Source organism: Stenotrophomonas sp. Marseille-Q5258, assembly GCF_946900935.1.
GTDB classification, from domain to species: Bacteria; Pseudomonadota; Gammaproteobacteria; order Xanthomonadales; family Xanthomonadaceae; genus Stenotrophomonas; species Stenotrophomonas nematodicola.
The window spans coordinates 80918-102396 of sequence record NZ_CAMPPN010000001.1; the positions used below are offsets into that span (position 1 = coordinate 80918).

The following is a 21479-nucleotide window of genomic DNA, read 5'->3' on the forward strand; positions in this document are numbered from 1 at the left end:
TCACGCTGCGGCACGAGGTCGCAGCCGGTGAGATGGTGGCACGGCAAGGTGACGCCTCACTTTCGCATGGAGCGGTGTCATGTCCCTGTCTTCTTCGCATCGTTCGTCCCGTTCCGCCGAGCTACCCGACCCGCGGGTGTTGCGTTGCGTCAGGCAGGCGGCCCTTGCCGGGCTGGCGCTGGTGCTGGTCTGGCCGGCGGCACGCGGTTACAGCAGCTGGTTGGGGTGGGGGCCGTTGTGGCTGGTCGGGATGCCCTGGCTGGCCTGGTGGGCGCTGTACCGCTTCCGGCTGCCGTTGCGCTGGTGGGCCCAGCGCCGGGCCGGCGCCCGCCGGCGCGCACCGCAGGCCCGCCGGCGTCGGCCGGCGCGGCGCCTGCGCGCGGCCTGACCTTCGACACGGGAGGGGCAGCGGTCGCCTGTGATAGCGTCCGGGGTCTATGACTGCCTGGAGCTGCAATGTCCCGAATCGCTTCCGCCTGCCTGATGGCAGGCTTGATGTCCGCCGCCACGGCCGCCACCGCCGTGGCCGCTGAAACGCCGGCCGATCCGTACGCGTGGCTGGAGGACGTGACCGGCGACAAGCCGCTGTCCTGGGTCAAGGAACAGAACGCCAAGTCCGAGGGACGCTTGGCGCAGACCCCGGCCTTCAAGGCGATGGAAGCGAGCATCCGCGAGGTGCTCGATTCGGACGCCAAGATTCCCGGCGTGCAGAAGATCGGCGACTACTACTACAACTTCTGGAAGGACAAGCAGCACGAGCGCGGCGTGTGGCGCCGCACTACGCTGGAGGAGTACCGCAAGGCCTCGCCGCGCTGGGAAACCGTGTTGGATCTGGATGCACTGAACAAGGCCGAAGGCGAGAACTGGGTCTGGCACGGCGCCGACTGCCTGCGCCCGGACTACGCCCGCTGCCTTGTCGCGCTCTCGCGCGGTGGCGCCGATGCCGACGTCACCCGTGAGTTCGACCTGGCCAACAAGACCTGGATCAAGGACGGTTTCTTCCGTCCCGAGTCCAAGGGCGGCCTGAACTGGATCGATCGTGACACCGTGTTCGTCTACACCGACTTCGGCGCCGGCACGATGACCACCTCGGGTTATCCGCGCGTGGCCAAGCTGTGGAAGCGCGGTACGCCGATGACCTCGGCCAGCGTGGTGTACGAAGGCAAGCCGGATGACATGTACATTTCGGCGATGCACGACGACACCCCGGGATACGAGCGCAACCTGGTCAGCCGTACGCTGGCCTTCTACAACAACGAGCTCTACCTGCGCGCCAACGACGGCACGCTGACCCGGATCGACGCGCCCAACTCGGCCGAGAAGGGCCTGCGCAAGCAGTGGCTGACCCTGGAACTGCGCGAGCCGTGGACCGTAGGCGGCAAGACCTACGCAGCCGGTTCGCTGCTGGCCACCAAGCTGGACGATTACCTGGCCGGCAAGCGTGAGTTCGAGGTGCTGTTCGCGCCGACCGAGACCACCTCGCTGGCAGGCGCCAGCTGGACCCGCTCGCACCTGGTCCTCAACGTGCTCGACGACGTGAAGAGCCGCCTGAGCGTGCTGACCCCGACCGACAGCGGCTGGAAGAAGAGCGCGTTCACCGGGGCGCCGTCATTCGGCACCGTGGCCGTGAGTGCGGTCGATGCCGACGAAAGCGACGCGGTGTGGATGACCGTCACCGACTACCTGACCCCGACCACGCTGGCCCTGGCCGAGATCGGCAAGCAGCCGGAAGTGCTCAAGACCATGCCGGCGTTCTTCAATGCCGACGGCAAGGTGATCGAGCAGCACTTCGCCACCAGCAAGGACGGTACCCGTGTGCCGTACTTCGTCGTGCATGGCAAGGACATGAAGCTGGACGGGTCCAACCCGACGCTGCTGTACGGCTACGGCGGCTTTGAAATCTCGCTGACCCCGTCGTACTCCGGTGCGATGGGCCGTGCATGGCTGGACAAGGGCGGCGTGTACGTGGTCGCCAACATCCGCGGCGGTGGCGAGTATGGCCCGCGCTGGCACCAGGCGGCGCTCAAGCAGAACCGTCACAAGGCATACGAAGACATGGCCGCGGTCGCCCGCGACCTGGTCAGCCGCAAGATCACCTCGGCCAAGCACCTGGGCGTGCAGGGCGGCAGCAACGGTGGCCTGCTCACCGGCAACATGCTGACCCAGTACCCCGAGCTGTTCGGTGCCGTGGTCGTGCAGGTTCCGCTGCTGGACATGAAGCGCTACAACCACCTGCTGGCCGGTGCGTCCTGGATGGCTGAATACGGCAACCCGGACACGGCCGACTGGTCGTTCATCAAGACCTTCTCGCCGTACCACCTGTTCGACGCCAGCAAGACCTACCCGCCGGTGCTGTTCACCACCTCCACCCGCGACGACCGCGTCCATCCGGCCCATGCCCGCAAGATGGCGGCCAAGATGATCGAGGCCGGCAAGGACGTGACCTACTACGAGAACATCGAGGGCGGACACGGCGGTGCGGCCAACAACGCGCAGGCCGCGCACATGTCGGCACTGGCCTACAGCTTCCTCTGGGAGCAGCTGAGCAAGTAAGGTCGGGTATGCTCGACGGCCAGGGGCGGTCGAGCATCCCGCGGGGCATCGGCCCGATGCGGACCCATCGCCCCGTGAACTCCGGGTGGTGGGGCGTCAGGTTGGCTCCACCCCAGCTTCAGCGCCACGCAGCGATGCGTGGCGTTTTTTTTGGAGTCGTTCCGCGCCGCGCGGCGGGGTCAACGCACCCACGTTTCCAGGCCGCGGCGGATACGCGCCACGGCTTCTTCCAGCCGCGGCACCTGCTGGGTGTACGCCAGCCGCACGTGCTGGCTGGCCCGGTGGTGACCGAAATCCAGACCCGGGGTGAACCCCACGTGCTGGGTCTCCAGGAAATGCGCGCAGAACGCCTGCGCGTCATCGGTGAAGGCGCTCACATCGCAGTACAGGTAGAACGCGCCTTCCGGCTCGACGTCGATGCGGAAGCCGAGCGCGCGCAGCGCCGGCAGCAGGTAGTCGCGGCGTTCGCGGAAGGCGGCGCGGCGCTGTTGGAAGATGGCCAGGGCCTCCGGTTCGAAGCAGGCCAGCGCGGCGTGCTGGGCGATGCTGGACGCGCTGATGTACAGGTTCTGCGCCAGCTTTTCCAGGTCAGGTACGGCCTTCGGGGGGGCCACCAGCCAGCCGAGACGCCAGCCGGTCATGCCGAAATACTTGGAGAAGCTGTTCAGCACGAACGCATCGTCGTCCACCTGCAGCACGCTCTGCGCGTCCATGCCGTAGGTCAGGCCGTGGTAGATCTCATCGACCACCAGGTGACCGCCACGCGCCTTCAGCGCCTGAGACAGCGCCGCCAGGTCCGCGGCCGACAGCACCGTGCCGGTGGGATTGGCCGGCGAGGCCACCAGCGCGCCGACGCTGTCCGCGTTCCAGTGCTGTTCCACCAGGGACGGCGTCAGCTGGTAGGCGGTCTCCGGCCCGACCGGCACCAGCTGCGCGGCCCCTTCGACCAGGCGCAGGAAATGCCGGTTGCACGGATAGCCCGGGTCGGCCAGCAGCCAATGCCGGCCTGGATCGACCAGCAGGCTGCTGGCCAGCAGCAGCGCGCCGGAACCGCCGGGGGTGATCAGGATCCGCTCGGGATCGACCTGCACCTGGTAGCGGTCCCGGTAGAAACCGGCGATGGCCTGGCGCAAGGCCGGCAGGCCGCGCGCGGCGGTGTACCGGGTATGCCCGGCCGCCAGGGCCGCCTGGCCGGCCTGCACGATCGGGGCGGCGGTAGTGAAGTCCGGCTCGCCGATCTCCAGGTGGATGACGTCGTGGCCGGCCTGTTCCAGCGCCTGCGCGCGGGCCAGCAGCGACATGACGTGGAAGGGGGCGATGTCCTGGCTGCGGCGGCTGTAGCCGGCCGCGGAGGGAGTGGGGGGCGTGATCATGTCCCGATGATAGGCGCAGTGACCAACGACACGCTTGCCGCCGGCCCAACGACCGCCGCAGACTGCATGGACACGGACGCCATTGCATTCCCCCGCCAGGAGCCTTATCTCGTGAAACCCGTCCTTTGTTTACTGGTTGCCAGCCTGATGACCACTTCCGCGCATGCCGCTCCCGCGCCCACCGCGCCTGATGCCGAAAAGCACCCGCATACGGTCAAGGCCCCGTTCGGCGCCACCCGCAGCGACGATTACTACTGGCTGCGCGACGACAAGCGCGAGAACCCGGCGATGCTGGCGTACCTGAACGCGGAAAATGCGTACACCGATACGGTGATGGCGCCGCTCAAGCCGCTGGAGGACACCCTCTACAAGGAGATCGTGGCGCGCATCAAGCAGGACGACGCCAGCGTGCCCGCGCGCGAGCGCGGCTACTGGTACTACACCCGCTTCGAGACCGGCAAGGATTACCCGATCCAGGCCCGGCGCAAGGGCAGCATGGAATCGCCCGAAGAGATCCTGCTGGACATCAACGCGATGGCTGCCGGCAAGGGCTACTTCAGCGTCGGCGATATGGACGTCAGCCAGGACAACCACCTGCTGGCCTGGGCCGAGGACGACGTCGGCCGCCGCCAGTACGTGATCCGCTTCAAGGACCTGCGCACCGGTGAGGTGCTGCCGGACCGGATCGAGAACGTGTCGCCGAACGTGGTCTGGGCCGATGACAACCGCACCCTGTTCTACGTCGAGAACGATCCGGAAACGCTGCTCACGGTGCGGGTGAAGAAGCACGTGCTGGGCACGCCGGTCGCCAGCGACGTGCTGGTCTACGAAGAGAAGGACGACAGCTTCTACATGGGCGTCGGCCGCAGCCGCGACGACCGGTTCCTGACCATCGACCTGCACAGCACGGTCAGTTCGGAAACGCGCTACGCGCCGGCCGCCGATCCGCAGGCCTTCACCGTGCTCGCCCCGCGGGCGCGCGACGTCGAGTACGACGCCGACCACTTCAATGGCCGCTGGGTGATCCGTACCAATGACGCCGGTGCGACCAACTTCAAGATCGTCACCGCGCCCTCGGATGCCACCACACGCAGCCAGTGGAAGGACTGGGTGGCGCACGACGAGGCGGTGCTGATCGAAGGCGTCGAGCTGTTCGACGGCTACAGCGCCATCGCCGAGCGCTCCAACGGGCTGGAGCGCATCCGCCTGCTGTTCGCCGACGGTCGCCAGGAGTACGTCAAGGCCGATGAACCGGCCTACTCGATGGGGCTGGCCGCCAATCCGGAACACGACACCCCGTGGCTGCGCTACGCCTACACCTCGCTGACCACGCCCACCACCACCTATGAACTGAACACCGTCACCGGCGAACGCCGCCAGCTCAAGCAGCAGCCGGTGATCGGCTACGACCCGGCCAACTACACCACCGAGCGGGTGTGGGTCACCGCCCGCGATGGCGTCAAGGTGCCGGTCTCGCTGGTGTACCGCAATGGCTTCAGGAAGGACGGCACCGGTGCGCTGTACCAGTACGCGTACGGCAGCTACGGCATGTCGATGGACCCGGGCTTCAATCAGACCGTGGTCAGCCTGCTCGACCGCGGCGTGGTCTATGCCATCGCGCACATCCGCGGTGGCCAGGAAATGGGCCGGGCCTGGTACGAGAACGGCAAGCTGCTGCACAAGCAGAACACCTTCAACGACTTCGTCGATGTCACCCGCGAGCTGGTCCGCCAGGGCTACGCCGCCAAGGACCGCGTGGCCGCGTCCGGCGGCAGCGCCGGTGGTCTGCTGATGGGGGCGGTGGCCAACCAGGCACCGCAGGACTACCGCGTGATGGTGGCGCAGGTGCCGTTCGTGGACGTGGTCACCACCATGCTCGATGCCAGCATCCCGTTGACCACCAACGAGTACGACGAGTGGGGCAATCCCGAGCAGCGCGAGTACTACGACTACATGCTCACCTACTCGCCGTATGACAACGTGCGCCGGCAGGCGTACCCGGCGTTGTTTGTCGGCACCGGGCTGTGGGATTCGCAGGTGCAGTACTGGGAGCCGGCCAAGTGGGTGGCCAAGCTGCGCGACGACAACACCGGCACCCATCCGATCGTGTTCCGTACCAACATGGAAGCCGGCCACGGTGGCAAGTCCGGGCGCTTCCAGCGCTACCGCGAGCTGGCCGAGTCCTACGCGTTCGTGCTGGATCAGCTCGGCGTCACGCCCGCAACGAACTGATCCACGGCCAGGCGGAAGGCGACCATCGCGGTCGCCTTCCCGGCTCGTTATGCTGGCTGCATGAGCCTGCCAGAACGCCCTGACGTTGCCGATGCCGCACCCGCACCCGTGCGGCGGCCGGTACGTTTCCGCTGGGCGTGGTGGCTGCTGGCGTATGTCAGCCTGGGTACCGGCATCGTCGGCATCTTCGTGCCGGGCCTGCCGACCACCGTGTTCATCCTCATTTCGGCCTGGGCCGCCTCGCGCGGCTCCGAGCGCCTGCACAACCGGTTGATGCAGCATCCGCGGTTCGGTCCGGCCATACGCAACTGGCAGGCGCACGGCGCGGTCAGCCGTTACGCGAAGTGGATGGCCACGCTGACCATGACGGTCTGCGCCGGGATCATGCTGTGGTGCGTGCCCATCGCCTGGGTCAAATGGCTGTCGATCGGCTGCATGACCGCCGTCGCGCTGTGGCTGTGGAGCCGGCCGCTGCCGCCGCGGTCATCCTGAGGCGCTGCTGAGGTGGCCGGCCAGCGGTCGGCACTACTGTGGAGGGCATGGCTATACTTGGGGCATGAAGACATCCCCCCGTACCCTCATCTCCCTGACGCTGGCCGCCTCGGCGCTGCTGGTGCTGTCGGCCTGTGGCAACAAGGGCCCTCTGGTCATGCCGCAGAAGCCTGTTCCGGTCGAAGAAGTGGTCGAGCCGGCCGCCGAACCGGCCGTCACCCCGCCGGCGTCCGATGCCGACGTCGGTGCCACCCCGGTCGCGCCCGATCCGGTCGACGCGCCGGCACTCAAGGCCGATGACGGGAATGAATAAGGCGGCACCCCGGGCACTGCGCTTCAGCAAGATGCACGGTGCCGGCAACGACTTCATCGTGCTGGATCTGCGCGACGGCAGCCCGCCGCCGGATCCGGCGCTGGCGGCCCGCCTGGCCGATCGCCATACCGGCGTCGGTTGCGACCAGATCCTGACCATCGAGCCGCCCAGGGCCGACGGATCGGTCGCCTCGTACCGGATCTGGAACGCCGACGGCTCCAGTTCACAGCAGTGCGGCAACGGCGCGCGCTGCGTGGCGGCCTGGCTGGTCCGCGACGGTGCCGCCAGCGGCGATGCCTTTGCGATCGACAGCCCGGTCACCACCCACGCGGTGGAGCGCCTGGGCGAGCATGAGTACGCCGTGGCAATGGGCGTGCCGCGCTTCGAGCCCGACCAGGTCCCGTTGATCGGTTTCGCACACGCCCGCGAGGAGTATCTGCTGCCGCTGCAGGGGGACACCGTGCGCTTCGGCGCGGTCTCGATGGGCAACCCGCACGCCGTGATTGAAGTCGGGCTGGTGGATGCAGCACCGGTCGAGCGCCTCGGCCCGCTGCTGCAGCAGCACGCCACCTTCCCGCAGTCGGTGAACGTCGGCTTCGTGCAGGTCATGGACCCACGCCACGCCCGCCTGCGCGTCTACGAGCGCGGCGTTGGCGAGACCCTGGCGTGCGGTAGCGGTGCCTGTGCGGCGGCGGTGGTGATGATGCACCGCGGCCGGCTGGAACGTGACGCCATCATGTCGCTGCCCGGTGGCGACCTGCGCATCCGCTGGCCGGACCCGACCGCCCAGATCGTGATGTCCGGGCCGGCTGCCTTCGTCTTCGAGGGGGAATGGAACGCATGAGCGAGACCGTCGAGAAAATCGGAGCGCACGAAGTCGCCGCCTGGCTGCGGCGTCACCCGACCTTCCTGAAGCAGTTCCCGGACCTGGCCCTGACCCTGGTGGTGCCGCGCGATGACGGCCCGACCGCGTCGCTGGCCAGCTACCAGCTGGAGGTGCTGCGCGACAAGAACCGCGAGCTGCAGCGTCGGCTGGCCGACCTGGCCGCCAACGCGCAGATCAACGAGCGCCTGGCCGTGCGCACGCACCAGCTCACCTTGGCGCTGATGAAGCAGTCCAGCGCCGGTGACACGCTGCGCGCGATGGCGGCCTCGCTGGAAGAGGATTTCGCCGGCGACCTGGTCCGCCTGGTGCTGCTGAAGCCGGTCGCCGGACTGGAACAGGCGCCGTGGTTGCAGGTGGTGGCCGCCGACAGCCCGGCGCTGTCGTCGTTCCGCGATTGCCTTGGCGACGGCGAGCCCATCTGCGGGCGGCTGCAGCCGGAAAAGAACGCGCTGCTGTACGGCGACCGCGTGGATGATGTGCAGTCCAGCGCGCTGCTGCCGCTGCCGGGCGTGGGCCTGATCGCGGTCGGCAGCCGCGACGGCAACCGCTTCTATCCCGGCATGGGCACGCTGTTCCTGCGCATGATGGGGGAAGCGCTGGTGGTCGCGCTGGCGCGCTTCGACCCGGCCTGACCCGCCACGGCGCCGTGCCCATGACCGCCGTCGCCGCGTTTCTCGCCCACCTGCAGGTGGAGCGCCGCATGTCGGCGCACACGCTGGATGCCTACCGCCGTGACCTGGAGGCGGTATCGGCATGGGCGCAGGCGCAGGGCGCGGCGATCGAGACCCTGGACAGCGAGCAGCTGCGCCAGTTCATTGCTGCCGAGCACCGTCGCGGCCTGTCGCCGACCTCACTGCAGCGCCGGCTGTCGGCTTGCCGCAGTTTCTATGGCTGGCTGCTGCGGCACCGTCGCATCGAGGTCAGCCCTGCCGCCACCCTGAAGGCGCCCAAGGCGCCACGCAAACTGCCACAGGTGCTGGACGCCGACGAAGCGGTGCGTCTGGTCGAACTGCCGACCGATGCGCCCCTCGGCATGCGCGATCGCGCACTGCTGGAATTGTTCTATTCCTCGGGCCTGCGCCTGAGCGAGCTGTGCGCGCTGATCTGGCGCGACCTGGATTTCGCGACCGGCCTGGTCAACGTGCTGGGCAAGGGCAACCGCCAGCGACGCGTCCCGTTCGGTTCGCACGCACGCGCTGCCCTGCAGGCGTGGCACGCCGAATGTGGTGGCGCTGCCGACGCACCGGTGTTTCCGGGGCGCAACGGCGGTCCGATCACCCAGCGTGCGGTGCAGATCCGCATCCGCCAGCTCGCCCAGCGCCAAGGCCTGTTCAAGCACGTGCATCCGCACATGCTGCGGCACAGCTTTGCCAGCCACATTCTGGAATCGTCCGGTGACCTGCGCGGCGTGCAGGAGCTGCTTGGCCATGCCGATATCGCCACGACGCAGATCTACACCCATCTGGATTTCCAGCACCTGGCCAAGGTCTATGACGCGGCCCACCCGCGCGCGAAACGGCGGCGAAGCAGCAACGAAAGCTGAATCGATCCGGTGCGTCAGCGGGGCGCAGGGCAGGGTGGCTTGAAGCCCGGGGCAACGACCCCACCTCAGTCTCTGTCACCCCGGAGGCCACATGGACCCCAGTCAGAACCCCAACGTTTTTCACGCCACCACCATCATTTCGGTGCGCCGCAATGGTCACGTCGCCGTCGCCGGCGATGGCCAGGTCACGCTCGGCCACACGGTGATGAAGGGCAACGCCCGCAAGGTGCGCCGTCTGGGCCGTGAGGGCCAGGTACTGGCCGGTTTCGCCGGTGCCGCCGCCGATGCCTTCACCCTGTTCGAGCTGTTCGAAGCCAAGCTGGAAAAACACGGGCAGCTGCAGCGCGCCGCCGTCGAGCTGGCCAAGGATTGGCGCACCGAGCGCCGCCTTGGCAAGCTGGAGGCCCTGCTCGCGGTAGCCGACAAGGACACCTCGCTGATCATCAGCGGCACCGGTGACGTGATCGAGCCGGAGGACGGCATCATCGCCATCGGCTCGGGCGGCTCCTACGCGTTGTCGGCCGCGCGCGCGCTGCTGGCGCACACCGAACTGGACGCCCGCACCATCGCCACCGAATCGATCAACATCGCCGGCGACATCTGTATCTACACCAATCGCAATGTGGTGGTTGAAGAGCTGTAACGGAGCGCCGGCCAGCGGCCGGCACTGCCACGGCGCCGACCCGATACATGGCGTAGTGCCGGCCGCTGGCCGGCAATCTCGATCAACCACATTCACTCGTGAGCACACCCATGCCGCACAAGATTGAAGTTTCTTCCGCCACCATGACCCCGCGCGAGATCGTGCAGGAACTGGATCGGCACATCGTCGGCCAGCATGATGCCAAGCGCGCGGTCGCCATCGCGCTGCGCAACCGCTGGCGCCGCATGCAGTTGCCGGCCGAGCTGCGCAACGAAGTCATGCCCAAGAACATCCTGATGATCGGCCCGACCGGCGTCGGCAAGACCGAAATCGCGCGCCGCCTGGCCACGCTGGCCAATGCGCCGTTCGTAAAGGTCGAAGCGACCCGCTTCACCGAGGTCGGCTACGTCGGCAAGGATGTGGAGCAGATCATCCGCGACCTCGCCGACACGGCGGTCAAGCTGTATCGCGAGCAGGCCAAGGTGCGCGTGCGCAATCAGGCCGAAGAGCGCGCCGAGGACCGCATCCTCGATGCGCTGCTGCCGCGCCGCAGCACCGGTATCGGCTTCGATGCCGAGGCCGCACGCAATGAGCCGTCCGCGCAGGACAATGAAACGCGGATCAAGTTCCGCCGCATGCTGCGCAATGGCGAACTGGACGAGCGCGAGATCGAGCTGGAAGTCTCGGCCAATGTTGGCGTGGACATCATGACCCCGCCGGGCATGGAGGAAATGGGCCAGCAGCTGCGCCAGATGTTCTCCAGCATGGGCGGCGCCAAGGCGCAGAAGCGCACGCTGAGCATCAAGGCCGCGCGCCCGCTGCTGATCGAGGAAGAGGCCGGCAAGCTGGTCAACGAAGACGACATCCGCAGCGCGGCGATCGAAGCGTGCGAGCAGCACGGCATCGTGTTCATCGACGAGATCGACAAAGTCGCCAAGCGCGGCGAAGCCGGTGCGTCCGGTGGCGACGTGTCGCGCGAAGGCGTGCAGCGCGACCTGCTGCCGCTGGTGGAAGGCTCCAACGTGTCCACCAAGTACGGCACGGTCAAGACCGACCACATCCTGTTCATCGCCTCCGGTGCGTTCCACCTGGCCAAGCCCAGCGACCTGATCCCCGAGCTGCAGGGCCGCTTCCCGATCCGGGTGGAACTGGGCGCGCTCAGCAAGAACGATTTCGTGCGCATCCTCACCGAGCCGAAGGCCGCGCTGACCAAGCAGTACGAAGCGCTGCTGCTCACCGAGGGCGTGTCGGTGGCGTTCACCGCCGATGCGGTCGACCGCTTGGCCGAGATCGCGTTCCAGGTCAACGAGCGGCAGGAAAACATCGGTGCCCGCCGCCTCCACACGGTGCTCGAGCGACTGCTCGATTCGCTCAGCTACGAGGCCCCGGACCGCGACGGCGAGACGATCAGCATCGACCACGCCTACGTGGACGCCCATCTTGGCGAGCTGGTGCAGGATCCGGATCTGAGCCGCTACATCCTGTAAGGGGAGGGTGGCATGAATTGAAAGGGCGGCACTTCGGTGCCGCCTTTTTTTCGTTGGCTCGGCTTTGGCGGGACGGTGCGGGTTTGCGGGGGCAAGGTCAACGGCGTATTCGATTGGGGGCCATGCGTTGAACGGGCGATTGGGGTAATCGGCAGTCGTCGCGCGACCGACGCTACCTACGTTCGTCCGGCATCCACGGAATCGCCCCGTGCCCTTCATGCGACCCGTCTCGGCGGATCCATGCGCTGCGCACCATGCGCCACGGCGATCAGAAAACTCTGACATCGGTGCAGGGAAACCGCGCGTCGCGCTCCCGGTTTGCCATTTTGCCAAATTTGGCAACTCCAACCCATTGGCGCGCCTCTCACGTTTCATTACCTCCGGCGATGAGCAGCTGATCGCCGACGGCTGGAACATGACGCCCATCTACCGGGATGCCATGTCGCTGGTCACCAAGACCATCAGTGGCCCGGGCATGCCCACCGCGCAATGGACATACCAGTACACCAACCTGGGGTGGGAATACGACCGGAACCTGACTCAGCAAGGGTGGCCCATGATTCCTGCAGGTCAGTCGGAACCCAAGATAACGATCGAAACCTTACCCGATGGCGTGATCAAGACCTACGAGTTCGGCAAGGAAGTCGCCTACAACGACGGCCTGCTGCTGGGCACTACCACCACCAGCGGCGGCAACGTGGTTCGCGTGGACCGGAACAGCTACTACCCCAACGCGCAGTTGCCCAGCGCGCCGTTCCCGCAGGCCGCCGGCCGCAACCTGAAGTATGGAGCCACCGAACTGGGCGAGCACCTCAATCGCCCGGTACAGAGCACCACCGTGCAGCAGGACGGCGTGTTGTTCACCCGTCAGGTGCAGACGTTTGATGCGTCCATCCGCGAAGTCGCCGTGGTGGAATCCAACACCGCCGGCTTCAGCCGCAGCAGCACGGAGTACTACGACAATGCGCAGCTGTGGGTGCGCGGGCAGACTGCCCGCGGCATCGTCAACGGCATCGAGCAGTCGCGTACCGAGTTCGACGGCAACACCGCCCAGCCGCTGCGCGCCCAAACTAGCCCAGCAATCTCACAGCGCGAGGCGTAAGAGCAGGCGGAAGCCCCGCTGAAATTGCAAACCTGAAGAACTGGAAGGTAAAAATAGACACTACGGCCGCCGCAGCTCCATCCACGGGTGCCGCAGGTGAAACGACAGCTAGACTCGTAGACGGTAAAGTGGATCAAGTTCAGACTACGCTAAGCAATATGATTCAGGCTCTAGAGTCACCGGGCGAACTGAAAATGAACGGTGGCTTGGTTGCCCAGGGCGGAGACACTGCCAAGGCCGCATTTGGCGTCCATGAATTCGCTGGTCATGGAAACGCAGAAAACCTTAGGATGGACTTTGCCGCAGGTGCCGAGAACATGGCAAGTGATCGTGCCGTAGAGATACTTTCCAAAGGTGAAGAACTGCTGGTCAAGCCCAGGATTGAAAGATGACATTTCCTACAGTGCTCGCAACCCTCTTCGCGGTGGCTAACGCCCAGTCCGCTCTTCCACAGTATGGTGGGGACGCAGGACAGTATCGCTATGAAAGCGTCTCAGATCTATCCTTCGAAACCTCCGCGATCACAATTGATCTGGACAAGAAGACGCTTGTTTACCCTGCGACAGTGACCGAAATTGAAGCGTGCCCTGCCAATCGCAGCCGGTGCTTCAAGACAACGCGGATGAGCTTCTGCGCACCGACCGATCCGGAGATGCGCGCGAAGGAATGGGAATGTGGAGATGGGGATCTCATTTTCAAGCTAGAGGGCGAGCGCACGTTGCGCATACTCGGCGACGAGATCCACACCTTCGTGATTTCACGTCATGGGACCGAGTACTTCTACAGCCCTGAACGTGGGCTCGTGATGTTCAGGTTCGTCAACCAGCCTATCTCCGAGGTGTACTGGTCTGTAGATGGGCGAGGATTTGGAACTGACGAATCCGCGGCCTCGAGGTAGGTGTCTTGATCGGGGTCGATTGCAGACCGGGCACAAACGGCAGCCACGCGACTCTGATCCAGTACTCCAATATTCGCTCGGGGAGCACGAGCCAACAACGTACCCGTAGCTCGACTACCGCGCGCCGGCCAGTAGTTCGGCCGGCTGCACGGGCTACAGCGCCACCGCCACCACCGCCGTGACATACCCGCTGACGGCCGCCCCCAGTCCAAGTGCCCCCGCCCGTGTGGGTCCGGGCAGCATCGGCATTGGCTGGAACCCCGTCGCCGGCGCGACCCGCTACACCCTGCAGGAAAGCGCCAACGGTGCGGGCTGGGTCACGCTGTTGTCTGATGGCCCCACGTCGGTCGGGGTCAGCCGAGGCAATGGCAGCTATGCCTACCGGGTGCAGGCTTGCAACTTCGTCAATTGTGGGGCTTGGTCGGGGTTTGCCACGGTCAATGTGGCACTGCCGCCCCCGGCCACTTCCCAGGGCAGCAACCTACAAGGACGGCTACACTGACGATCACGTCATGGCGAATCGCTCGGGCACTAGGCTTCGAGCTTCCAATGAAAATGGAATCACTCGCAACGACACTACACAGAAGCTTAAGCTCAGCGACTTCAAGGGCGTGTTCCGAGCGGAAGGAAGGCTGGACGCAAAACGATTGGATCGACAATTCTCCTGAAAGTGATGGCAGGAGCACCAAACGTGACCGCGCACAACTCGCTACGAATTTCAGGCATCACTGTGGTTGTCGTTGCAGCTTTGAGCGCAACGTCATGCAGCAGCCCGCAAGGCTGCAACTATTCCGTGATCAACCACGAATCCCATAGCAGTCTCGCACAGCACTACGAAGTTAATGTGCAAGGTGCATTGGCAAAGGATAGCGTCCCTGAAGGACCAGCCATTGAACTACAGCTGATAACTGTACAGGTAGAGTTTCCGAAGCCGGGCACAAGAGCGTGGAGAGTATTCTACGCGCTGACCGATTCTGGGGGGCGCTATTTGTCGTCTCGGACTTGCGCACTTGGCCTGCAGGAATGCAGCAAGATGATGATTGATGCAGCACGCGCCGCGTGCCATGTAAAATGAACGTAGTGACATACCGCGCGTTGGCGCTCACGTTGATTGGCGGCTTGATGCAGGGATGCGGAAGCGAGGAGGCCGTTTCGGAGAAATCCATCAACGATCAACCAGACAGTTCTTTAGCTGCTGAATACATGTCGGCGATAGCTGGAGTGGCCGAGGGACGCCTTTCGCCGCTTTCAAAGCTGAACTGCAGCGCTCGAGTTGTTTCGGCCGTAAGTGGATATGACATCGGCACTGGAGAGCGTGTGCGCACGCGTGTCTACTACGTACTTTTGCGAGAAGATGGAAAGCTGTTGCACGCTGACAGCTGTGGAGGATCACCATCTGAATGCACAAGCATAATCGAGGCACGTGCGCGCTCGACTTGTCCTGTTCAGTAGAGGGAAGTGTCGTGAGAGGCCTTCACAACTACAGCGCGGTACTTCCGAGTGTTACCGCTTGAGGCCCGGGAGCGGATCGAATCCGGGAGTATGGACAGCATCTGGAAGCCCCTTGGGCGATCCATGCTTTCGCGGAAGCGGTCAGGGTTCAGCACGACCACATCGCCTTTGTTGAACCATTGCAGGACGTCAAAGTGCTTGGAGCTCTCCGCCCAGCCACACGCGTGTAGAAGACTGTTTCGCATACGGCGCATGTCGGAGAACGGTGGGGAGCGCACAGCGTTCAAATCCAGGCCCAACGCCCTGGCAATCTCTCCCCGGGTTCTATGCTCCCAGTGAGCATGGATCGACACAATGTCCAGCGATGACGGGGTTCGGATGTTGAACCCATCCGGCGCAGGCCTGGAGACGAGCGCCCAGAGTGGACACATGCCGCCCGGGCAGTGACGTTACCTGTTGGTCGGCGAGAAGTTCTGAGCCCCGCGCGTCTTTCGCTACTGGATGCACGCGATCGCGGCAACGAAGAAGACGCTGCACAGGTAACTGCCTTCCGGCCCTTGCGCGCCACCGGTCAGGGTGTCGAGGCCTTGCGGGCGCAGCGCCACCAGCAGCGCCGGCAAGTGCGCATCGATGCCGGTGACGGGCAGTTCGAAGCCGGTCGCGAGCAACCAGTTCCACCCCGTGTGCCAGCCCATCACGCCCCAGATACTACCGGTCCGCAACGTCCAGGCGCAGGCGAGCAGCGAGAACAGGAACGTGCTGAGTATGACCAGGGGCGGCTGGTGCGGACTGAAATGCAGGAAGCAGAAAACGAGCGACACCAGCAGCACGGCCACCGCGACATTGGTCTTGCGCGCCACCGCCGACAGCATCCAGCCGCGGAAGATGACTTCCTCCACGCTCGCCTGGAACATGAAGCTCAGTAGCAGCAAACCGATGTGCAGCAGACTGAGAACGCTGTTTGGCACAACTACGCCAGCATCCGCTACCGCTGCAATGCGGTGCCTTTGATCTTCGGTGGTCATCGGCCACCTGCCGAAGGCCGGCCGGGGCGGGTTTGTGGGACCGTCTAGATCAGGGGTGTGTTTGACGAGCCTCCAGGGAGGGATTCACGGGGTGTCCCGCAAACCCTCGCCGGACGGCCAAACCCACGGAGCCGATGCCCACCGGCTGTTCGCCTGACTGCATGAGGCCGCCCGGCGGAGCCGGCACCCAGGGAACCCAATCCGAGGAGCCGGCCAGCGGCCGGCACTACGCCTCGTCGTCGGTCGGCAGCGCCGTCGGCGCGGCACCCGGGGTGAACACACCCGGCTTCACGAACGCGCTGAGGATCGCGTCCAGGGTCTCCGCCCCGTCGCGTTTGATCTCGAACAGCTCCGGTTCCAGCATCGCGCTGTACAGCACGCCGGTCAGGCTGGTGCTGACGATGCGGGCCACCGTGTCCACGTCCACGCCGTCACGCAGCTGCCCGAGGTCGCGTGCGCGCTGGAAGGCGGCCGCGAAGATGGCCAGCTCCTCGCGCGAGGCCTCCAGCTGCAGCTGCTGCATTGCCTGGCTCTCCACCGACAGATCGTTGCGCAGCATGATCTCCATCATGTTGCGCAGGCGTTCGTCGTCGGCCAGTTCCTGGAAGGACACCAGCAGCGCCGAGCGCAGGTCCAGTACGGGTGTGGAGCGCTTGGAGGAGGTCGTGCGGCGCAGGCGTTCGATGAACGGGATGCGCTCGCGGTCGATCATGGCCGTCAGTACTTCGGTCTTGTTCTTGAAGTGCCAGTACACCGCACCGCGGGTAAAGCCCGCCCGCGCGCCGATCATCGCCAGGCTGGTGCCGGCGACCCCGTATTCATGGAAACAGGCCTGGGCGGCATCAAGGATGCCTTCGCGGGTGGCCTGCGCCTCTTCTTTGGTTTTTCTGGCCATTGCGCTACGCAGGTGCTGGATGAAACCGGCCTGAATTGTACCGCTTTACAAACAAACATGCATGTATGTATATTTGCGCCCCACTGATCCTCGCCAAGCACCGCCTGCCTTGCGCCGGCAGGCACTCAGCCAGGTTTTGTCTGCATTTGTCGCCCTGTTGGCCGTGATTCGCTGCTTTATTGGCGGAGTTCGTGGCGGGGTGCCCCTTATTCGTACCTGTGAGCCCACGCTGCCATGTCCCGATCCCCCTATCGCTTCCTCGCGCTGTCCCTCGCGATCGCCCTGACCGTGTCCGCCTGCGGCGGCGGTGCCCCGGAGGGGCCGCAGGGCGGTCCCGGCCAGGTCACCGTGGCCACCCTGAAAGCCGAGCAGGTCGGGCTGACCCGTGAACTGCCGGGCCGCACCACTGCCTTCCTGGTGGCCGAAGTGCGCCCGCAGGTCAGCGGCATCGTGGCCAAGCGCCTGTTCACCGAAGGTGGGCTGGTCAACGCCGGGCAGGCGCTGTACCAGATCGACGACGCCAGCTACCGCGCCCAGGCCAACAGCGCCCGCGCCCAGCTGGCCCGCGCCGAAGCCACCGCCAATGCGGCCCGCCTGAGCGCGCGGCGCATTGCCGAGCTGGCCAAGGTCGATGCGGTCAGCACCCAGGACAACGAAAACGCGATCGCGGCGCTGAAGCAGGCCGAGGCCGACGTCGGCGCCGCCCGCGCCGCGCTGGATGCGGCCAATGTCACCCTCGGCTATGCGCGCATCACCGCGCCGATCAGCGGCCGCATCGGCAAGTCCTCGGTCACCCAGGGCGCGCTGGTCAGCGCCGGCCAGGCCGAGGCGCTGGCCACCGTGCAGCAGCTCGACCCGATCTACGTCGACCTGACCCAGTCGGCCAGCGAACTGCTGCAGATGCGTCGCGAACTGGCCACCGGCCGCCTGCAGGACAACCAGAGCCTGCCGGTGACCATCCTGCTCGATGACGGCACCGAGTTCGCCCACAAGGGCACGCTGGAATTCTCCGAAGTCAGCGTCGATCCCACCACCGGCAGCTACGCGATGCGGGTCAAGGTCGACAACCCCGACCAGATCCTGATGCCGGGCATGTACGTGCGTGCGCAGGTCGGCAGCGGCGTGCGCGAGAACGGCCTGCTGGTGCCGATGCAGGGCGTGGCGCGCGATCCCAAGGGCGATACCACCGCGATGGTGGTCGGCAAGGACAACAAGGTCGAAGTGCGGCCGGTCAAGGTCAGCCGTGCGGTCGGCAGCAAGTGGCTGGTCGAGGACGGCCTGAAGGCCGGCGACAAGGTCATTGTCGAAGGGCTGCAGAAGATCCAGCCGGGCATGCCCGTGCAGGCCACCGAGATGGGCGCTGCGCCGGCCAAGCCGGCCGCTGCGCCGGCGGCTCCGGCCGACAAGCAGTAAGCGGAGAATCCAATGGCACGTTATTTCATTGATCGCCCCATCTTTGCATGGGTGATCGCGATCATCATCATGCTTGCCGGTGCGCTGGCCGTGGTGAAGCTGCCGGTCTCGATGTACCCGGAAGTGGCACCGCCGGCCGTCGAGATCAGCGCCACCTACCCGGGTGCATCGGCCAAGGTGGTCGAGGACTCGGTGACCCAGATCATCGAACAGAACATGAAAGGCATCGATGGCCTGATCTACTTCTCGTCCAACAGCTCGGCCAACGGCCAGGCGACCATCACCCTGACCTTCGAGAGCGGGACCAACCCGGACATCGCGCAGGTGCAGGTGCAGAACAAGCTGCAGCTGGCCATGCCGCTGCTGCCGCAGGAAGTGCAGCGGCAGGGCATCAACGTGGCCAAGTCGAGCAGCGGCTTCCTGCAGGTGATCGGCTTTGTGTCCAACGACGGCAGCATGGATGCCAACGACATCTCCGACTACGTCGGCTCCAATGTCGTCGATCCGCTCAGCCGCGTGCCGGGCGTGGGCAACATCCAGGTGTTCGGCGGCAAGTACGCCATGCGCATCTGGCTGGACCCCAACAAGCTGCACACCTACAAGCTGTCGGTGGATGAAGTCACTGCGGCGATCACCGCGCAGAACGCACAGGTGGCCATCGGCCAGCTTGGCGGTGCGCCCTCGGTGAAGGGCCAGCAGCTCAACGCCACCATCAACGCGCAGGACCGCCTGCAGACCCCGGAGCAGTTCCGCAACATCCTGGTCCGCGGTGGCACCGACGGCAGCGAGCTGCGCCTGGGCGATGTGGCCCGGGTCGAACTCGGTGCGGAAAGCTACGACTTCGTCACCCGCTACAACGGAAAGCCCTCTACCGGTATCGCCATCACCCTGGCCACCGGCGCCAACGCGCTGGACACCGCCAACGGCGTCCGCGCGGCGCTGGAGGACATGAAGGCCAACTTCCCGGCGGGCCTGGAATCGGTGGTGCCCTACGACACCACGCCGTTCGTACAGGTCTCGATCAAGGGCGTGATCAAGACCCTGATCGAAGCGATCGTGCTGGTATTCGTGGTGATGTATCTGTTCCTGCAGAACTTCCGTGCCACCCTGATCCCCACCATCGCCGTGCCGGTGGTGCTGCTGGGTACGTTCGGCATCCTGGCCGCGCTGGGCTTCTCGATCAACATGCTCACCATGTTCGCGATGGTGCTGGCGATCGGCCTGCTGGTCGATGACGCCATCGTGGTGGTGGAGAACGTCGAGCGCATCATGTCCGAAGAGGGCCTGTCACCGCTGGAGGCCACCCGCAAGTCGATGGGCCAGATCACCGGCGCGCTGGTCGGCATCGGCCTGGTGCTGTCGGCGGTGTTCGTGCCGATGGCCTTCATGAGCGGCTCCACGGGCGTGATCTACCGGCAGTTCTCGGCGACGATCGTCTCGGCGATGGCGCTGTCGGTGCTGGTCGCCATCGTGCTGACCCCGGCGCTGTGCGCCACCATGCTCAAGCCGCTGAAGAAGGGCGAGCACCACGTGGCGCACCGTGGCTTGGCCGGTCGGTTCTTCAACGGCTTCAACCGTGGCTTCGACCGTTCCAGCGAAACCTACCAGCGTGGCGTCAAGGGCATCCTGGCGCGGCCGTGGCGCTTCATGTCCATCTTCGCCGCGCTGGCGGTGGTGATGGGCCTGCTGTTCGCGCGCCTGCCCAGCTCGTTCCTGCCCAATGAAGACCAGGGCATCCTGATGGCGCTGGTGCAGACCCCGGTCGGCGCCACCCAGGAGCGCACCCTGGAGGCGATGTACAAGCTGGAAGACCACTTCCTGAAGAACGAGTCCGAGGCGGTCGAATCGGTGTTCATGGTGCAGGGCTTCAGCTTCGCCGGCATGGGCCAGAACGCGGGCATGGCCTTCATCAAGCTCAAGGACTGGAAGGACCGGAATGCCGACCAGGGCGTCGGCCCGATCACCGGCCGCGCGATGGGCGCGCTGGGCCAGATCAAGGACGCCTTCATCTTCGCCTTCCCGCCGCCGGCGATGCCGGAGCTGGGCATCGGCTCGGGCTACACCTTCTTCCTGAAGGACAACAGCGGCCAGGGCCACGAGGCCCTGCTCAACGCGCGCAACCAGCTGCTGGGCGGTGCCGGTGAGAGCAAGCTGCTGGCCAACGTGCGCCCGAACGGGCAGGAAGACACCCCGCAGCTGCGCATCGACGTGGATGTGGAGAAGGCCAACGCGCTGGGCCTGTCGGTGGCCTCGATCAACAACACGCTGGCCACCGCGTGGGGCAGCAGCTACATCGACGACTTCATCGACCGTGGCCGGGTCAAGCGCGTGTACGTGCAGTCCGATGCGGACTTCCGCATGAATCCGGACGACTTCAACGTCTGGTCGGTGAAGAACGCCAAGGGCGAGATGGTGCCGTTCAGTGCCTTCGCAACCAAGCGCTGGGACTACGGTTCGCCGCGCCTGGAACGCTACAACGGCGTATCGGCGATGGAGATCCAGGGCGAACCCGCCCCGGGCGTGGCCTCGGGCGATGCAATGGCCGAGATCGAGCGCATCGCCAAGGACCTGCCGCCGGGCTTCGAGATCGAGTGGACCGCGTTGTCCTACCAGGAACGCCAGGCCGGTTCGCAGACGCCGCTGCTGTACACGCTGTCGCTGCTGATCGTGTTCCTGTGCCTGGCCGCGCTGTACGAGAGCTGGAGCGTGCCGACCTCGGTGCTGCTGGTGGCGCCGCTGGGCATTCTCGGTGCCGTGCTGGCCAATACCATGCGCGGCATGGAACGCGACATCTACTTCCAGGTCGCGATGCTGACCACCGTCGGCCTGACCAGCAAGAACGCGATCCTGATCGTGGAGTTCGCCAAGGAGAACCTCGAGAAGGGCGCCGGGTTGATCGAAGCCACCATGCATGCCGTGCGCGACCGTCTGCGCCCGATCATCATGACCTCGCTGGCCTTCGGCCTGGGCGTGCTGCCGCTGGCGATCGCCTCCGGTGCCGGTTCCGGCGCGCAGCGTGCGATCGGTACCGGCGTGCTCGGCGGCATGGTGGTAGGCACGCTGCTGGGCGTGTTCTTCATCCCGCTGTTCTTCGTGGTGGTGCAGCGCGTGTTCAACCGCAAAACGCGCAGGACCGGCGATGCCTGATGCGCTCGATCCATGCTCTGCTTGG

At 65.7% G+C, this 21479-nt stretch carries 19 protein-coding genes; 15 read left to right on the plus strand and 4 right to left on the minus strand.

The window, feature by feature from the left end; all coding sequences use genetic code 11:
- The first annotated feature begins 79 nt into the window (after positions 1-79).
- Together OC534_RS00400 and OC534_RS00405 are read left to right on the plus strand one after the other, a co-directional pair.
- Positions 80-388: a hypothetical protein gene (locus tag OC534_RS00400; RefSeq protein ID WP_136005203.1), complete on the plus strand. Its 309-nt coding sequence runs from the start codon at positions 80-82 to the stop codon at positions 386-388.
- Positions 389-456: 68 nt separating this feature from the next.
- Positions 457-2553 (plus strand): prolyl oligopeptidase family serine peptidase, encoded by a 2097-nt coding sequence (locus tag OC534_RS00405; RefSeq protein ID WP_017356667.1) that lies wholly within the window; start codon positions 457-459, stop codon positions 2551-2553.
- Between the two features lie 179 nt (positions 2554-2732).
- On the opposite strand, the gene OC534_RS00410 is transcribed toward OC534_RS00405, so the two are convergent.
- Positions 2733-3926 (minus strand): pyridoxal phosphate-dependent aminotransferase, encoded by a 1194-nt coding sequence (locus tag OC534_RS00410; RefSeq protein ID WP_262071195.1) that lies wholly within the window; start codon positions 3924-3926, stop codon positions 2733-2735.
- 111 nt (positions 3927-4037) lie between these two features.
- Between OC534_RS00410 and OC534_RS00415 the strand changes: the two genes are divergently transcribed.
- The 9 genes from OC534_RS00415 to OC534_RS00455 all read left to right on the plus strand — a co-directional run bounded on the left by OC534_RS00415 (position 4038) and on the right by OC534_RS00455 (position 12624).
- Positions 4038-6158 (plus strand): S9 family peptidase, encoded by a 2121-nt coding sequence (locus tag OC534_RS00415; protein ID WP_262071196.1) that lies wholly within the window; start codon positions 4038-4040, stop codon positions 6156-6158.
- Between the two features lie 60 nt (positions 6159-6218).
- Entirely contained in the window at positions 6219-6650 is a 432-nt protein-coding gene (locus OC534_RS00420; RefSeq protein WP_017356664.1) for a YbaN family protein, read from the plus strand.
- Positions 6651-6714: 64 nt separating this feature from the next.
- Positions 6715-6963: a lipoprotein gene (locus OC534_RS00425; protein ID WP_017356663.1), complete on the plus strand. Its 249-nt coding sequence runs from the start codon at positions 6715-6717 to the stop codon at positions 6961-6963.
- Positions 6956-7807, plus strand: a complete 852-nt coding sequence (gene dapF / locus OC534_RS00430; RefSeq protein ID WP_153164797.1) for a diaminopimelate epimerase — start codon at positions 6956-6958, stop codon at positions 7805-7807. The genes OC534_RS00425 and dapF overlap by 8 nt, the downstream gene beginning before the upstream one ends.
- Positions 7804-8481, plus strand: a complete 678-nt coding sequence (locus OC534_RS00435; RefSeq protein WP_136005186.1) for a DUF484 family protein — start codon at positions 7804-7806, stop codon at positions 8479-8481. Before dapF ends, OC534_RS00435 begins: the two co-directional genes overlap by 4 nt.
- A 20-nt stretch (positions 8482-8501) precedes the next feature.
- Positions 8502-9392 (plus strand): tyrosine recombinase XerC, encoded by an 891-nt coding sequence (gene xerC / locus OC534_RS00440; protein ID WP_136005182.1) that lies wholly within the window; start codon positions 8502-8504, stop codon positions 9390-9392.
- 91 nt (positions 9393-9483) lie between these two features.
- Entirely contained in the window at positions 9484-10035 is a 552-nt protein-coding gene (hslV, locus tag OC534_RS00445) for an ATP-dependent protease subunit HslV (RefSeq protein WP_017356659.1), read from the plus strand.
- Positions 10036-10145: 110 nt separating this feature from the next.
- A complete protein-coding gene (gene hslU, locus OC534_RS00450; protein WP_136005180.1) occupies positions 10146-11522 on the plus strand; it encodes an ATP-dependent protease ATPase subunit HslU in 1377 nt (458 codons plus the stop codon).
- Positions 11523-11874: 352 nt separating this feature from the next.
- Positions 11875-12624: a hypothetical protein gene (locus OC534_RS00455; RefSeq protein WP_262071197.1), complete on the plus strand. Its 750-nt coding sequence runs from the start codon at positions 11875-11877 to the stop codon at positions 12622-12624.
- A 176-nt stretch (positions 12625-12800) separates the two neighbouring features.
- Here OC534_RS00455 and OC534_RS00460 read toward each other — a convergent pair whose 3' ends face one another.
- Complete coding sequence (locus OC534_RS00460) at positions 12801-13019, minus strand: hypothetical protein (RefSeq protein WP_262071198.1); 219 nt, start codon at positions 13017-13019, stop codon at positions 12801-12803.
- Here OC534_RS00460 and OC534_RS00465 point away from each other — a divergent pair.
- Entirely contained in the window at positions 13013-13522 is a 510-nt protein-coding gene (locus OC534_RS00465) for a hypothetical protein (RefSeq protein ID WP_037591463.1), read from the plus strand. The genes OC534_RS00460 and OC534_RS00465 overlap by 7 nt on opposite strands.
- 691 nt (positions 13523-14213) lie before the next feature.
- A complete protein-coding gene (locus OC534_RS00470; RefSeq protein WP_262071199.1) occupies positions 14214-14597 on the plus strand; it encodes a hypothetical protein in 384 nt (127 codons plus the stop codon).
- A gap of 871 nt (positions 14598-15468) precedes the next feature.
- Here OC534_RS00470 and OC534_RS00475 read toward each other — a convergent pair.
- Both OC534_RS00475 and OC534_RS00480 read right to left on the minus strand, forming a co-directional pair.
- Positions 15469-15999, minus strand: coding sequence for a CPBP family intramembrane glutamic endopeptidase (locus OC534_RS00475; RefSeq protein ID WP_262071200.1), 531 nt, complete (start codon positions 15997-15999; stop codon positions 15469-15471).
- A 226-nt stretch (positions 16000-16225) separates the two neighbouring features.
- Complete coding sequence (locus OC534_RS00480) at positions 16226-16894, minus strand: TetR family transcriptional regulator (protein WP_017356653.1); 669 nt, start codon at positions 16892-16894, stop codon at positions 16226-16228.
- 234 nt (positions 16895-17128) lie between these two features.
- Between OC534_RS00480 and smeD the strand changes: the two genes are divergently transcribed.
- Positions 17129-18307 (plus strand): multidrug efflux RND transporter periplasmic adaptor subunit SmeD, encoded by a 1179-nt coding sequence (smeD, locus tag OC534_RS00485; protein ID WP_017356652.1) that lies wholly within the window; start codon positions 17129-17131, stop codon positions 18305-18307.
- A 12-nt stretch (positions 18308-18319) separates the two neighbouring features.
- A complete protein-coding gene (gene smeE / locus OC534_RS00490) occupies positions 18320-21454 on the plus strand; it encodes a multidrug efflux RND transporter permease subunit SmeE (protein WP_017356651.1) in 3135 nt (1044 codons plus the stop codon).
- Positions 21455-21479: the final 25 nt, after the last annotated feature.

Excerpts from the sequence above, each read along its gene's own strand:
- OC534_RS00400 (WP_136005203.1), top strand. The coding sequence starts at position 80 with ATGTCCCTGTCTTCTTCGCATCGTTCGTCCCGTTCCGCCGAGCTACCC.
- OC534_RS00405 (WP_017356667.1), top strand. The coding sequence starts at position 457 with ATGTCCCGAATCGCTTCCGCCTGCCTGATGGCAGGCTTGATGTCCGCC.
- OC534_RS00410 (WP_262071195.1), bottom strand. The coding sequence starts at position 3,926 with ATGATCACGCCCCCCACTCCCTCCGCGGCCGGCTACAGCCGCCGCAGC.
- OC534_RS00420 (WP_017356664.1), top strand. The coding sequence starts at position 6,219 with ATGAGCCTGCCAGAACGCCCTGACGTTGCCGATGCCGCACCCGCACCC.
- OC534_RS00425 (WP_017356663.1), top strand. The coding sequence starts at position 6,715 with ATGAAGACATCCCCCCGTACCCTCATCTCCCTGACGCTGGCCGCCTCG.
- dapF (WP_153164797.1), top strand. The coding sequence starts at position 6,956 with ATGAATAAGGCGGCACCCCGGGCACTGCGCTTCAGCAAGATGCACGGT.
- OC534_RS00435 (WP_136005186.1), top strand. The coding sequence starts at position 7,804 with ATGAGCGAGACCGTCGAGAAAATCGGAGCGCACGAAGTCGCCGCCTGG.
- xerC (WP_136005182.1), top strand. The coding sequence starts at position 8,502 with ATGACCGCCGTCGCCGCGTTTCTCGCCCACCTGCAGGTGGAGCGCCGC.
- hslV (WP_017356659.1), top strand. The coding sequence starts at position 9,484 with ATGGACCCCAGTCAGAACCCCAACGTTTTTCACGCCACCACCATCATT.
- hslU (WP_136005180.1), top strand. The coding sequence starts at position 10,146 with ATGCCGCACAAGATTGAAGTTTCTTCCGCCACCATGACCCCGCGCGAG.
- OC534_RS00465 (WP_037591463.1), top strand. The coding sequence starts at position 13,013 with ATGACATTTCCTACAGTGCTCGCAACCCTCTTCGCGGTGGCTAACGCC.
- OC534_RS00460 (WP_262071198.1), bottom strand. The coding sequence starts at position 13,019 with ATGTCATCTTTCAATCCTGGGCTTGACCAGCAGTTCTTCACCTTTGGA.
- OC534_RS00475 (WP_262071200.1), bottom strand. The coding sequence starts at position 15,999 with ATGACCACCGAAGATCAAAGGCACCGCATTGCAGCGGTAGCGGATGCT.
- OC534_RS00480 (WP_017356653.1), bottom strand. The coding sequence starts at position 16,894 with ATGGCCAGAAAAACCAAAGAAGAGGCGCAGGCCACCCGCGAAGGCATC.
- smeD (WP_017356652.1), top strand. The coding sequence starts at position 17,129 with ATGTCCCGATCCCCCTATCGCTTCCTCGCGCTGTCCCTCGCGATCGCC.
- smeE (WP_017356651.1), top strand. The coding sequence starts at position 18,320 with ATGGCACGTTATTTCATTGATCGCCCCATCTTTGCATGGGTGATCGCG.